The following is a 13520-nucleotide window of genomic DNA, read 5'->3' as shown; positions in this document are numbered from 1 at the left end:
CGACATGACAGCAGTGCTTGACCACCACGGTCACGACTCTCATGCCCACGACCACGATCATCACGATGATCATCACGCCCCCACGGGCTGGCGTCGCTGGGTCTTCGCGACCAATCACAAGGACATCGGTACGCTGTACCTGCTGTTCGCCTTCACGATGCTGATGATCGGCGGCGTGCTGGCCCTGTGCATCCGCGCCGAGCTGTTCCAGCCCGGCCTGCAGTTCTTCAATCCCGAGCTGTTCAACCAGTTCACGACCATGCACGGTCTGATCATGGTGTTCGGCGCGATCATGCCGGCCTTCGTGGGCTTCGCGAACTGGATGATCCCGCTGCAGATCGGTGCCTCGGACATGGCCTTCGCGCGGATGAACAACTTCAGCTTCTGGCTGATGATCCCCGCCGCCATCATGCTGGTCGCCTCGTTCTTCATGCCCGGTGGCGCCCCGGCCGCCGGCTGGACGCTGTATGCGCCGCTGACGCTGCAGATGGGCCCCTCGATGGATGCCGGCATCTTCGCGATGCACATCCTCGGCGCCTCGTCGATCATGGGTTCGATCAACATCATCGTCACCATCCTGAACATGCGCGCTCCGGGCATGACGCTGATGAAGATGCCGATGTTCGCCTGGACCTGGCTGATCACCGCCTACCTGCTGATCGCCGTGATGCCGGTGCTGGCCGGCGCCATCACGATGACGCTGACCGACCGCCACTTCGGCACCTCGTTCTTCAGCGCCGCCGGCGGTGGTGACCCGGTGATGTACCAGCACATCTTCTGGTTCTTCGGCCACCCCGAGGTCTACATCATGATCCTGCCGGCCTTCGGCATCGTGAGCCAGATCGTCCCGGCCTTCGCCCGCAAGCGCCTGTTCGGCTATGCCTCGATGGTCTACGCGACCGCCTCGATCGCGATCCTGTCCTTCATCGTCTGGGCCCACCACATGTTCGCCACCGGCATGCCGGTGACGGGCCAGCTGTTCTTCATGTACGCGACGATGCTGATCGCGGTGCCGACCGGCGTGAAGATCTTCAACTGGCTGGCCACGATGTGGCGCGGTTCGATGACCTTCGAGACCCCGATGCTGTGGGCCGTGGGCTTCATCTTCGTGTTCACGATGGGCGGCTTCACCGGCCTGATCTGCGCGATGGCGCCGATCGACATCCAGATCCAGGACACCTATTACGTCGTCGCCCACTTCCACTACGTGCTGGTGGCCGGCTCGCTGTACGCGCTGTTCGCCGGCGTGTACTACTGGGGTCCGAAGTGGTCGGGCGTGATGATCTCGGAGACGCGCGGCAAGATCCACTTCTGGGGCTCGCTGATCTTCTTCAACGTCACCTTCTTCCCGATGCACTTCCTGGGCCTGGCCGGCATGCCCCGCCGTTATGCCGACTACCCGATGCAGTTCGCCGACTTCAATGCGGTGGCCACGGTCGGTGCCTTCGGCTTCGGTCTGATGCAGGTCTACTTCTTCCTGGCCGTCGCCATCCCGATGATGCGCGGCAAGGGCGAGAAGGCTCCCCAGCGTCCGTGGGAAGCGGCTGAAGGCCTGGAATGGGAAGTGCCGTCGCCGGCCCCGTTCCACACCTTCGAGAACCCGCCCAAGCTGGACGTGACCGCCACCAAGGTGATCGGCTGAACGCCATGGCCATGACCGAAGAGCAACGTCGCGCCAACCGCCGCCTGGCCCTGATCCTGGCGTCGGTGGCCGCGGTGTTCGCGCTCGGCTTCGTCACCAAGATCGCGCTGTACGGCTTCTGAGATCGGCACGATGACCGACAAGCAGCAACTCCGTTGGCTGGCCGCCCTGCACAGGGACAACCTGCGCCTGGTCGGCAAGCTGTCGGTCGTGGCTGCCCTGATGTTCGGCTTCGCTTACTCGCTGGTGCCGCTGTACAACGCGATCTGCTCGGCCCTGGGCATCAATGTGCTGTCGCTGTCCGAGCGCCAACATGCGGTCAAGGCCAAGGATGTGCAGAACACCCAGGTCGACACCAGCCGCACGATCACGGTCGAGTTCGATGCCAATGCGCATGGCCCCTGGGAGTTCAAGCCCGCGGTCGCGCACCTGGAAGTCCATCCGGGCCAGCTGGCCACGGTGATGTACGAATTCAAGAACGTGCAGAACCGGACCATGTCGGCCCAGGCCATCCCCAGCTACGCGCCCAAGCAGGCCACGGCCCACTTCAACAAGCTGGAGTGCTTCTGCTTCAACGAGTACACGTTGGCGGCGGGCGAGGGCAAGCAATGGCCGGTGGTCTTCGTGATCGACCCCAAGCTGCCCAAGGACGTGAAGACCATCACCCTGTCCTACACCTTCTTCGAGGTGGCGGGCAAGAAGAAGCAGGCCCAGAGCGCTGAGCCTGCCGAGAGCAAGTCATGACGCAGGACCTGAAGGAAGCCGCCCAGCGGCCCGGCTCGTTCCTGCAGACGGTCAAGGCGATTGCCTGGGCCTTTTTCGGCGTCCGTCGGGGCGCCGATTACGACAAGGATGTGGCTCGATTGAACCCGGTGCATGTGATCATCGCCGGCCTCATCGCAGCCGTTGTGTTTGTGCTGGCCTTGGTGCTGCTTGTCCATTGGGTGATAGGCAGCGGCGTGGCCAGCAGCTGATTGAATGAACCAGTCCGAACTGCATTAGTTCTAGGAGAAGAAAGATGTCGGCAGCGACCAGCTCCCACGGGAAAGCCCCGTACTACTTTGTGCCAGGACCCTCGCGCCATCCGGTCATGGCCGCGATCGGCCTGTTCTTCGTGATCCTGGGCGCCGGCCAGTGGATCAACGGCCACGGCTGGGGCATGTACTCGCTGATCTTCGGCCTGCTGTGGTGGGCCTTCGTGCTCAAGCAGTGGTTCGGCGATGCGATCAAGGAAAGCGAAGGCGGCCTGTACAGCGAGCGGATCGACATCTCGTTCCGCTGGAGCATGGGCTGGTTCATCTTCTCGGAGGTGATGTTCTTCGGCGCCTTCTTCGGCGCGCTGTACTGGGCCCGCCTGCACGCGGTGCCCAACCTCGGCAGCCTGGACAACGCCATCCTGTGGCCCACGTTCAAGGCCCTGTGGCCCACGGTGGCCGCTGGCGCCACGGCGGCTCCGGCCGGCACGGTGGATGCGTTCCAGACCATGGGTCCCTGGCCGATCCCGACCATCAACACGGCCCTGCTGCTGACCTCGGGCGTCACGCTGACCATTGCCCACCACGCCATCCTGGCCGGCAACCGCAGCAAGACGATAGGCTTCATGTGGATCACCGTGCTGCTGGGCATCGTGTTCCTGGGCTTCCAGGGCTACGAGTACTACCACGCCTACCATGAGCTGAACCTGAAGCTGAACTCGGGCGTGTTCGGCTCGACTTTCTTCATGCTGACGGGCTTCCACGGCTTCCACGTGTTCGTCGGCATGCTGATGCTGCTGTTCATCACGCTGCGCCTGCACAAAGGCCATTTCACGCAGGACCGCCACTTCGGCTTCGAAGGCGCGGCCTGGTACTGGCACTTCGTGGACGTGGTCTGGCTGGGCCTGTACATCGTCGTCTACTGGATGTAAGGCGAGGGCGTCACTGCCCGTGAGCCCCAAAGAAGAAGCGCCGCGATGCGGCGCTTTCTTATTTCTTCTTCTTCAGTGCCCCATCGGCACGCCGGTGGGCTGGATCCAGCCCATGAAGTAGGCCAGCAGGATGAGCAGGAACAAAGCCACGGACACGCCCACGCGCACCGCCAGGGCCCGCGCCATGCGGGCGTCGCGGCCGTCGCTCTTCTGGCCCTTGCGAAGCATGAAGAAACCGGCCGAGGCCAGGGCACCCAGCACGGCGATGAGGCCGATCACGATCAGGAATTTCATGGTTCGCGATTATTCCATCGGGGTGCAGCGATGAGCCGTCGCTGGGTAGTGCTTGCCGCGGCGCTGGTCGGCGTGGTGGTGACCGCACGCCTGGGCTGGTGGCAGCTCGACCGGGCGGCCGAGAAGAAGGCGCTGCAGACGGCGCTCGATGCCGGCGAACGAGCCGCGCCGCTGCCGGCCTCGGCCCTGCTGGAGCAGCCGATGCCCCTTCACCGCAAGGTCAAGCTGCGTGGCGAATGGCTGGCCGATCACACAGTCTTCCTCGACAACCGGCACATGCAGGGCCGCTCGGGTTTCTTTGCAGTGACGCCGCTGAAGCTGGAAGGTCGCGACGAGTTCGTGCTGGTTCAGCGCGGCTGGCTGCCGGTCGACCCGCGCCAGCATGACAAGCTGCCTCAGCTGGAAACTCCGGCCGGCCTGGTCGACGTGGAAGGGCGGGTGGCGGCCACGCCGTCGCGGGCCTATCAGCTGGGCGAAGCCGGTGCCGGGTCTATCCGGCAGAATCTCGACCCGGCCGCCTACGCCCGCGAAACCGGGCTGAAGCTGCTGCCGCTGGCGGTCTGGCAGACCGCGGGCGCCGACTCCCTGCCTCGCGACTGGCCGGCGCCCGATCTGGGCCTGTCCAAGCACTACGGTTACGCCTTTCAATGGTTTGCGCTTGCCGCGCTGATCCTGGGTCTCTATGTCTGGTTCCAAGTCCTCCGCCCCCGAAACCGCTGATCAACCGGTCAGCCTGACGGTGCACAGCGCACCGCAGCCCGACAAGCGCACGGCCATGACCCGCCGCGGCCGCTGGCAGGCGCTGGCCGTCATCGTGATCTGCGCGATGCCGGTGCTGGCCTCGTACTACAGCTTCTATGTGCTGCGCCTAAGCGGTAGCGCCTACAGCCAGCTGATCATGCCGACCAAGGACATTCCCGAGGCGTTGCAGCTGAGCGCTCTGGACGGCGCCAAGGTGACGGCCGAAAGCCTCAAGGGCCAGTGGCTGCTGGTGGCGGTCCAGCCCTCGGCCTGCGACCAGGCCTGCGACGCCCAGCTGTTCATGCAGCGCCAGCTGCGCGAGATGCTGGGCAAGGAACGCGACAAGCTGGACAAGCTCTGGCTGATCCCCGACGGCGAGCCGCTGCGCCCCGAGCTGCAGCAGGTCATCTCGCAAGGCGTGCCGCTGCGCGCGCTGCGCGTGCCCAAGGCCCAGCTCGAAGCCTGGCTGCAGCCGCAGAAGGGCCACCAGCTGCGCGAGCACCTGTACCTGGTCGATCCCATGGGCCGCTGGATGATGCGCACGCCGGTCGATCCCGATCCCGGCAAGATCAAGCGCGACCTGGACCGCCTGATGAAGGCCAATGCCGGCTGGGACAAGCCCGGGCGCTGAGGCGATGAGCGGATTCGATCTCGCACCGCTGGCCAAGCTCTTGCTGCTCGCCGCCCTGCTGGGCGGCCTGCCGCTGCTGTGGCTCTGGCGGCGCCAGCGCGGCGCGGCCGTGGGCTCGCGCGCCTGGCTGCAGGGGCTGACGCTGCTGACCCTGTTCCTGACCTTTGATCTGGTGGTGTTCGGCGCCTTTACCCGCCTGACCGATTCCGGCCTGGGCTGTCCGGACTGGCCGGGCTGCTACGGCGAAGCCCACCCGTTCGCCGCGCGTGCCGAGATCCAGGCCGCGCAGACGGCCATGCCCACCGGCCCGGTCACCCATGGCAAGGCCTGGATAGAGATGACCCACCGCTACCTGGCGGGCATGGTCGGTTTCCTGATCCTGCTGCTGTGCTTCTATGGCTGGCGCGCCAAGGATGAGAAGGGCCTGCCGCGGCCCTCGCCCTGGTGGCCCACGCTCACCCTGGTCTGGGTGCTGGTCCAGGGCGCCTTCGGCGCGCTGACCGTGACCATGAAGCTGTTCCCGGCCATCGTCACCCTGCATCTGCTGTTCGGCCTGGGCCTCTTGATGCTGCTGGCCGCGCAGGCCCAGATCTACGAACCCAAGCTGGTGGCCCTGTCGCCGGCCCTGCGTCGCGGCTTGCTGGCCGTCTGGCTGCTGGTGCTGCTGCAGGTGGCGCTGGGCGGCTGGGTCAGCACCAACTATGCGGTGCTGGCCTGCGATGACTTCCCCAGCTGCCATTCCGGTCAATGGTGGCCGGCCACCGACTTCGCGGCCGGCTTCACCCTCTGGCGCCACCTGGGCGTGGACGCTCAAGGCGGCTGGTTGCCTTACGAGGCGCTCACCGCCATCCATCTGACGCACCGCATCGGCGCCCTGGTGGTGACGCTCGCGCTGCTGGCCTTGGTCTGGCGCCTGGCCCAGATCGGCCAATGCCGCTGGTCGCGCCGGCTCGGCGCCGTGCTGGCGCTGCAAGTCCTCTCCGGCCTTTCGAACGTGGTGCTCGACTGGCCCATCGTCGCCGCCCTGGCCCACACGGCCGGCGCCGGCCTGCTACTGACCCTGCTGACCGTGCTGATGATGCGCGGCCGCGCAAAACAATAGACTCCGCCCTATGTCCTCGTCGACGACCTCCGCCGCCGTGCCGCCGCTGAACCCGCGCTGGCAGCAGTTCTACCAGCTGACCAAGCCGCGCGTGGTGCAGCTGATCGTGTTCTGCGCCGTCATCGGCATGGCCCTGGCCATCCCGGGTCTGCCGCAGGGCGAGCAGTGGCTGACCCTGCTGGCGGCCACCGCCGGCATCTGGCTGGTGGCCGGCGCGGCCGCCGCCTTCAACTGCCTGATCGAGCAGCAGATCGACGCCAAGATGAAGCGCACCGCCTGGCGTGCCACGGCCAAGGGCGAGCTGAGCCGCAGCCAGACCCTGCTGTTCTCGGGATTGCTGTGTGCCGCCGGTTCGGCCTTGCTGTGGTTCTGGGTCAATCCGCTGACCATGTGGCTGACCTTCGCCACCTTCGTCGGCTATGCCATCGTCTACACGGTGATCCTGAAGCCGCTGACGCCGCAGAACATCGTCATCGGCGGCGCCTCGGGCGCGATGCCGCCGGTGCTGGGCTGGGCGGCGATGCGCGGCGATGTGGGCCCCGAGGCCATGCTGCTGTGCCTGATCATCTTCCTGTGGACGCCGCCGCATTTCTGGGCCCTGGCTCTGTACCGCACCGAGGACTACGCCCGCGCCGGCCTGCCCATGCTGCCGGTGACGCATGGCTCCGACTTCACGCGGTTGCAGGTGCTGCTCTACACCTGGATCCTGTTCGCCGCCACGCTGCTGCCTTTCTTGACGGGCATGAGCGGCTGGGTCTATCTGGCCGGCGCCATCGTGCTGGGCCTGCGCTTCTGCCACTACGCGTGGAAGCTCTGGCGCAACTATTCGGATGCGCTGGCCCGCAAGACCTTCCTGTTCTCGATCTGGCATCTGTCGCTGCTGTTCGCGGCCCTGCTGGTCGACCATTACCTGCAACCCTGGTTGGGCTGATCAAGCATGCGCAAACGTGTCTTCCTGGCGGCCCTGGCCGCGACCACCATGCTCGCGGCCTGCCAGCCGGGCACGTCCAAGCCGGCCTTCCAGGGCGTGGATCTGACCGGCGCTGACTACGCCAAGGAACTGCGCCTGCCCGACATCGACGGCCGCGAGCGCGCGCTGGGCGATTTCAAGGGCAAGGTGCTGGTGATCTTCTTCGGCTACACCCAGTGCCCGGATGTCTGCCCCACCACCATGGCCGAGCTGGCCCGTGTCAAGAAGGACCTGGGTCCGGACGGCGACCGGGTGCAGGGCATCTTCGTGACCGTCGACCCCGAGCGCGACACGCCCGAGCTGCTGCGCGCCTATCTCGCCAGCTTCGACCCCAGCTTCGTGGCGCTGCGCGGCAGCCCCGAGCAGATCAAGGAGGCCGCCAAGGCCTTCAAGGTCTTCTTCGCCAAGGTGCCGGGCAAGGCCGAAGGCAGCTACACCATGGACCACACGGCGGCCAGCTTTCTGTTCGACGGGGCCGGGCGGGTGCGGGTGTTCTCCCGCTATGGCGCGGGCGCCGATGCGCTGGCCAGCGACCTGAAGCTCCTGCTGGCCGAAAAGGGCTGAACGCCGTCGTCGGAGTCCTTTACATCGGCCCGCATACCGATGCGGGTGGACCGAATCAAGTCCTTGTAGCTCAGGCACTTAGGTCAGTTGGCACGCGCTATGCGTGCGCTGATCGCGCAATTTGATCTGGAGGTGACTCATGCTTCAGCTCCGTTCCAAGCTGGCCGCGGGCCTTGTCGCGGTGACGCTGGCCTGGGTGAATCCAGCCCAGGCCGACGCGATCCCCTATGCCAATCCCGGCATTGAGAACCCGATTCTCTACTCGTTCACCGCCGCCTCGACGGGCAGCATCACGGCCTACTTCCTGGGCTCGAATGCGGGCTTCACCAATGAGCTGACCATGCTGGTCAATGGCGTGGCCACGGGCATTCAGGGCTTGAACAACCAGTCATCGTCGGTTGGCGACTCGCTGATGCTGGGCAATGTGATGGCTGGGGACCAGATCGTCTTCGTCATGCTGAACTTGGCGCCTGGCGATGTGGGCCCCTGGTATTCGGACATGGCCATGAACGTCGATGGCAGCAACCATATCTACTCGACCTCGTTCAGCGGTGATGGGCCCATTCCGGCGGGCACCTATGTGGCCTTCGAGGACCTGGACTCGCGTTTTGGCAGCGATTTCAACTATTTCGACGAGACCTTCGCCTTCACCAATGTGGTTGCCGTCAGCCGCGAGGTGCCCGAGCCCGGCGCCCTGGCCTTGCTGATCGCTGGCATGGGGGCCCTGACGGTCATCAGGCGACGGCCTTCCTGACCGCACCACCATATCCTTGCCCAAGAGAAAACGGCCCCTGAGGGCCGTTTCTTGTTGCCGTCGAGCGGCCTCCGTGCGCGAGCGGATCAGGCTTCTTCCGCGAGTGCCTTGCGCATCTTCTTCATGGCGGCCACCTCGATCTGGCGAATCCGCTCGGCCGACACGCCGTACTCGGCCGCGAGCTCATGCAGGGTCATGCCGCCCGAGGCGTCGTCATTGACCTTGAGCCATCGCTCCTCGACGATGCGACGGCTGCGCTCGTCGAGCACGGCCAGGGCGCGCGTGATGCCGTCGCTGGCCAGGGCGTCGCGGCGCTGGGCTTCCAGCACGCGGGTCGGCTCCTGGCTCTCGTCCGCCAGGTAGGCGATCGGGGCGTAGCTCTCGCCGTCGTCGTCGGTCTGCGGCTCCAGGGCCACGTCGCCGCCGGACAGCCGGGTTTCCATCTCCAGCACTTCCTCACGCTTGACCTTGAGCGTGCTGGCCACATGCTCGACCTCGGATTCGCTGAGGGTCATGCGGTGGGTTTGCTGCGAGCCTTCCTTCAGCGCCTGCTTCATCGAGCGCAGGTTGAAGAACAGCTTGCGCTGGGCCTTGGTCGTGGCGACCTTGACCATGCGCCAGTTGCGCAGGATGTATTCGTGGATCTCGGCCTTGATCCAGTGCATGGCGTAACTGACCAGGCGCACGCCCTGGTCCGGATCAAAGCGCTTGACCGCCTTCATCAGGCCGACATTGCCTTCCTGGATCAGATCGCCATGCGGCAGACCGTAGCCCAGGTACTGGCGGGAGATGGAGACCACCAGGCGCAGGTGCGAGAGCACCAGCTTTCCGGCGGATTCCAGGTCGCCGTTCTCACGCAGGCGACGGGCGAAGGTCGACTCCTCTTCGGGAGTCAGCAGCGGCACGCGGTTGACGGCGCTGATATAGGCGTCCAGGTTGCCCAGCGAGGGCACCAGGGCCCAGGGGTCGCGGACAGCGATGGCGGTTGCGGTCATCTCAATGGCCTCCTCGGGTCAGAGTTCGGGCATCAGTTGCGGCGCATATTAGCACTCTTGGCTGGTGAGTGCTAAAGCCCGCATTGAGGCCCGTCAACCGCGGGGGGATTCGTCAGCCCTGCCGCTGGTATCGCGTCAGGACCTTCACCAGCCACAAGCTCCTTCCGGACCTTGTGCGCGCGCTCAGTCGACCAGCCCAAAGTCGGGGCTGGCCACCATGTTTTCAATGTCCATCAGGATCAACATGCGCTCGCCGATCTTGCCCAGGCCGGTGATGAAGCGCGTATCGATGGCGGCACCGACTTCGGGAGGCGGCTTGATGGCGGCGGCTTCCAGTTCCAGCACGTCGGAAACCGAATCAACCACGATGCCGACCACGCGTCCGATCACGTTCAGCACGATGACCACGGTGAACCCGGTGTATTCGGCGGCCTGGGCCAGGCGGATCCGCATGTCCACGATGGGCACGATGACGCCGCGCAGGTTGACCACGCCCTTGACGAAGGCCGGGGCGTTGGCCACCCGGGTGGGGGCCTCGTAGGAGCGGATTTCCTGGACCTTGAGGATGTCGATGCCGTATTCCTCGGCGGCGATCCTGAAGGTCAGGAACTGCCGGGTCGGCGCGTTGGCCGAGCCGCCTAGGCTCGAGGTCACAGTGGCCAGGGACTGGGCGGATTGGGTGGTCAGTTCGGTAGACGTGCTCATGTCCTGTCGAGGAAAAGGGCCGGGTGGTCCTTATTGTGAAGCAAGCGGTGGCCCGGCCAACAGCTGGTCGAGCAAGGTCAGCAGCGCCTGAACGTCGACCGGCTTGGTCAGGTAGTCGGCCGCGCCGGCGGCTTTGCAGGCGGCCATCTGTTCCGGCAGCGCGTTGGCTGACAGGATCACCACCGGCATCGCTGCGCCTGCCGCGCGCAGCCGCTGCAGCAGTTCCAGGCCATCGATGTCGGGCAGCTGCAGGTCCAGCAGCACAAGGTCGGGCCTCACGCTCAGCACGGTCTCAAGCCCGCTCTGGCCGTCGACGCAAAGCTCCCAACTGATCTGCGGACGCTGGGCCAGGATTCCGCGCATGACCTCGGCATTGGTCGGGTTGTCCTCGATGTAGATCAGGCGGCGCTGCTGGTAATAGTGGGTTTGCACCGTGCTGTCGAAACGACTGGTTTCGACAGGGACGTCGGCACTGGCCGCCGGCAACAGCAGCGTGAAGCGGCTGCCCAGGCCGGCCCGGCTGGTTGCCCGCAGCTCGCCGCCCATGGCCTCGGCCAGGCGCTTGCAGATCACGAGCCCAATACCGGTGCCGGCCACGTTGCTCTGCTCCCGGCCCAGGCGATTGAAGGGCTGGAAAAGGCCGGCCAGCTGCTCGGGCGTGAGCCCAATGCCGCTGTCGGAGACGCTCAGCGCCACCTGGCCCTCGGGCGTCAGCTCGCCGCGGATCTCGATGCGGCCGCCCTCGACGTTGTACTTGACCGCGTTGCTCAGCAGGTTGATGAGGATCTGCTTGATGCGGGTGGCGTCGCCCTGCACATGGCGGGCGCCCGCGTCGACCTGGCGTACGACACTCAGCTTGCGCTGCGCTGCCGAGGCGTCGACCATGGCCAGCGCTGCGTCCAGCAGGGAGTCCAGGTCCTGCGCGCCCAGATCCAGGCGCAGGGCGCCGGACTCGATGCGCGAAAGGTCCAGCGTGTCGTCGATCATCTCCAGCAGATGCCAACCGGCCTGCTGCATCTGGCCGGTCCAGGCCTGCTGGCGGCCGCTCAAGGGGTGCTCGCGGTCCATCTCGAGCAGCTGGGCAAAACCGAGCATGGCATTGAGCGGCGTGCGCAACTCATGGCTCATGCGCGACAGGAAATCGCTCTTGGCACGGTTGGCCGCCTCGGCCGCTTCGCGCGCGCGTTCCAGCTCTTCCATCTTCAGCTGGTCCGTGATGTCCTCGACCACGCCGACCAGGCGGCGACCGCTGTCGCCACTGGCTTCCAGTGCCGAGACCGTGACCCGCACATGGATCTGGTGCCCATCCTTGTGCAGGTAGCGCTTGTCGCGCCTGTACATGCCCAACTTGCCCTGCAGAAGCAGGCGACCCAGTCGCAGGTCTTCGGCGCGGTCGTCGGGGTGGGTGAAGGTGACCGAGCGAATTTGCTTGAGCTCGTCCGGCGAATAGCCGACCAGCCGGCAGAAATGGGGATTGGCCTCCAGCGGCACGCCATGGGCGTCGGCGATCACCAAGCCTATGGGCGTGGTGTCGAAGATGTTGCGGAACCTCAGTTCGCTGTCCTGCAGCGCGGCGGCGGCATGCTGCCGCTGCTGAACCTCTCGCTTGAGCTCGGACGTTCTGGCTCGCACCAGGTCTTCGATCCGGCGAGCGCGGCCGGTCACGGTCAGCAGCAACAGGCCGAGCAAGGCCGTGCAGACCAGGCCGACCAAGGCGAACGGCAGGCCGCCGGCTCCTTCCACCAGGGGCATGCCCTGCGGGGCCAGCGCCAGGATCTGCCATTGGCGGCCCGCGAAGCTGAGCGTGCGCAGCGTGTGGGGAAGCGCCAGGTCGGGCTTCTCGCAGTGGGGCGAGCCGGCCAGCAGGCGGCGCGGTGAGGCCGGATCGGCGTCCAGCAGGCAGAGTTGAACGTAGCTGGGATGGGCCGGCAGCGACTTCAGGACCAGGTCCGGCCGCAGCGTGGCGAAGGCCACGCCGCGCAGTGCTGCCATGCGCTCGGCCGGGCTGTTCACCGAGCCTTCGTAGAGTGCCTGATAGACCACCACGCCAGTGCTCTGCTCCTTGTCCTGCGACAGCTGGAAGCCAGCGGTCGCGCTCGCCAGTCCGCTCGCTTCGGCACGGGCCAGGGCGATGCGCGGCCCCGGAATCGATCGGATGTTGACGCCCAGGGCGCCGCGGTTGCGCTCCAGCGGCTCGATCAACCGGATCGCCAGCATGTCCTCATTGGGCGGCGGCTGCAGGTCGCCGGGTCGGTCGCGGTCGCGGGCCTTGAACCCGTCCAGGCCTTCGGCCAAGGCAGCGCGGTCAAAGGCGGCCAGCTCGCCGCGCTGCAAGCGCGGCGCCCAGCCCATGGCCAGCAAGGGGCCGTTGTCCAGAAAGCTGGCCGTGCCTCGTGCGAATTCCTCGCGGCTGATGCGGGGCGCCACCGTCATCAGGCTGCGCAGCGATTCGAGCGCCATCAGTGGCTCGCGCAGCCGTGCTTCGAGCGCATTCGAGGCGTTGGCAGCTTCGCGCTCGAAGACGGAGCGCCCTCGCTGGGCATCCCATTCCAGCACCCGCGCCGTGGCGGCCGCGAGCAGCAGGGTGGTCAGCAACATGGGCAGACCCACGCTGAGACGGCGCGGTCGCCAGGCCTTGCGAGGCTGGCCCAGCAGGGTCAGTGCCATCGGCGCGGCGATCAAGAGGCCGAGGGTGTCGCCGACCCACCAGGATGACCAGGTATGCAGCCACAGGCTGCCGGGGATGGCGCCGACCACCAACAGGGCGCTGGCGCCCACCGTCGGGCTGATCAGGCAGGACAGCGCGCCGGCGGCATAGAAGCGGGCGAGGTCCTGCGGTTCCGACAACACCAGCGGTTGGCTGACCCAGCGCCGGATCGCCCAGGCACCGGCACCAGCCTGCAGCATCGCACCCAGGCCAATCAGCGCGGGGCTGAGCAGCGTAGGCAGGCCGCGTTCTTGGGCCAGCAGCACATTGGCAAGAAAGGCCCCGAGGCCTATGCCCGGCAGCACGCCGAAGCCCCAACCCAGTACTGCCGCCAGGGCCAGGCCGGCCGAAGGGTAGAGCGGCGAGGCGTAGTCCGGCGGTATCGCCAGCTGTAGCGAGGCCAGCGACACGATGGTGTAGGCCAGCGCCACGGCCAGCGTGCGGGCGATGTCGCGGAGCAGCGTCTTGCGGTAGGGCATCGAGGCAGGCGGGCCAATCGGATCGGACTG

The 13520-nt window shown here is 66.3% G+C and carries 15 protein-coding genes; 11 read left to right on the top strand and 4 right to left on the bottom strand.

From position 1 onward, the window contains the following. Positions 1–4: 4 nt before the first annotated feature. Genes ctaD through QT382_RS16045 form a run of 5 tightly spaced genes read left to right on the top strand, consistent with a single transcriptional unit; the run spans position 5 to position 3548 of the window. Positions 5–1642: a cytochrome c oxidase subunit I gene (ctaD, locus tag QT382_RS16065; RefSeq protein ID WP_289255100.1), complete on the top strand. Its 1638-nt coding sequence runs from the start codon at positions 5–7 to the stop codon at positions 1640–1642. Positions 1643–1653: 11 nt separating this feature from the next. Beyond that, positions 1654–1764 (top strand): cytochrome oxidase small assembly protein, encoded by a 111-nt coding sequence (locus QT382_RS16060; protein ID WP_289255476.1) that lies wholly within the window; start codon positions 1654–1656, stop codon positions 1762–1764. Between the two features lie 10 nt (positions 1765–1774). After that, positions 1775–2386, top strand: coding sequence for a cytochrome c oxidase assembly protein (locus QT382_RS16055; protein WP_289255099.1), 612 nt, complete (start codon positions 1775–1777; stop codon positions 2384–2386). Continuing rightward, positions 2383–2616 carry a DUF2970 domain-containing protein gene (locus QT382_RS16050; protein ID WP_289255098.1) on the top strand — a complete coding sequence of 78 codons (234 nt, stop codon included), beginning with the start codon at positions 2383–2385 and terminating at the stop codon, positions 2614–2616. The genes QT382_RS16055 and QT382_RS16050 overlap by 4 nt, the downstream gene beginning before the upstream one ends. 44 nt (positions 2617–2660) lie before the next feature. After that, positions 2661–3548 (top strand): cytochrome c oxidase subunit 3, encoded by an 888-nt coding sequence (locus QT382_RS16045; RefSeq protein WP_289255097.1) that lies wholly within the window; start codon positions 2661–2663, stop codon positions 3546–3548. A 72-nt stretch (positions 3549–3620) separates the two neighbouring features. On the opposite strand, the gene QT382_RS16040 is transcribed toward QT382_RS16045, so the two are convergent. Further along, a complete protein-coding gene (locus QT382_RS16040; RefSeq protein ID WP_289255096.1) occupies positions 3621–3842 on the bottom strand; it encodes a twin transmembrane helix small protein in 222 nt (73 codons plus the stop codon). 30 nt (positions 3843–3872) lie between these two features. On the opposite strand from QT382_RS16040, the gene QT382_RS16035 reads away from it, so the two are divergent. The 6 genes from QT382_RS16035 to QT382_RS16010 all read left to right on the top strand — a co-directional run bounded on the left by QT382_RS16035 (position 3873) and on the right by QT382_RS16010 (position 8604). Further along, the gene (locus tag QT382_RS16035; RefSeq protein ID WP_289255095.1) at positions 3873–4562 is read left to right on the top strand and encodes an SURF1 family protein; all 690 of its coding nucleotides are present in this window, start codon (positions 3873–3875) and stop codon (positions 4560–4562) included. After that, the gene (locus QT382_RS16030; RefSeq protein WP_289255094.1) at positions 4525–5214 is read left to right on the top strand and encodes an SCO family protein; all 690 of its coding nucleotides are present in this window, start codon (positions 4525–4527) and stop codon (positions 5212–5214) included. Before QT382_RS16035 ends, QT382_RS16030 begins: the two co-directional genes overlap by 38 nt. Before the next feature lie 4 nt (positions 5215–5218). After that, positions 5219–6316, top strand: a complete 1098-nt coding sequence (locus QT382_RS16025; RefSeq protein WP_289255093.1) for a COX15/CtaA family protein — start codon at positions 5219–5221, stop codon at positions 6314–6316. 10 nt (positions 6317–6326) lie between these two features. Next, the gene (cyoE, locus tag QT382_RS16020; RefSeq protein WP_289255092.1) at positions 6327–7247 is read left to right on the top strand and encodes a heme o synthase; all 921 of its coding nucleotides are present in this window, start codon (positions 6327–6329) and stop codon (positions 7245–7247) included. 6 nt (positions 7248–7253) lie between these two features. Next, positions 7254–7850 (top strand): SCO family protein, encoded by a 597-nt coding sequence (locus tag QT382_RS16015; protein WP_502929904.1) that lies wholly within the window; start codon positions 7254–7256, stop codon positions 7848–7850. Between the two features lie 139 nt (positions 7851–7989). Then, positions 7990–8604 (top strand): PEP-CTERM sorting domain-containing protein, encoded by a 615-nt coding sequence (locus tag QT382_RS16010; RefSeq protein WP_289255091.1) that lies wholly within the window; start codon positions 7990–7992, stop codon positions 8602–8604. Positions 8605–8690: 86 nt separating this feature from the next. On the opposite strand, the gene rpoH is transcribed toward QT382_RS16010, so the two are convergent. The 3 genes from rpoH to QT382_RS15995 form a co-directional block, all read right to left on the bottom strand. Continuing rightward, entirely contained in the window at positions 8691–9599 is a 909-nt protein-coding gene (gene rpoH, locus QT382_RS16005) for an RNA polymerase sigma factor RpoH (protein ID WP_289255090.1), read from the bottom strand. Positions 9600–9782: 183 nt separating this feature from the next. Then, on the bottom strand, positions 9783–10304 hold the full coding sequence (locus QT382_RS16000) for a chemotaxis protein CheW (protein WP_289255089.1): 522 nt from the start codon (positions 10302–10304) through the stop codon (positions 9783–9785). A gap of 30 nt (positions 10305–10334) precedes the next feature. Beyond that, entirely contained in the window at positions 10335–13490 is a 3156-nt protein-coding gene (locus tag QT382_RS15995) for a CHASE domain-containing protein (RefSeq protein WP_289255088.1), read from the bottom strand. Between the last annotated feature and the right edge of the window lie 30 nt (positions 13491–13520).

It is taken from the genome of Pelomonas sp. SE-A7 (assembly GCF_030345705.1).
Classification (GTDB): Bacteria; Pseudomonadota; Gammaproteobacteria; order Burkholderiales; family Burkholderiaceae_C; genus JAUASW01.
This window is presented reverse-complemented; position numbering and strand designations above follow the sequence as displayed.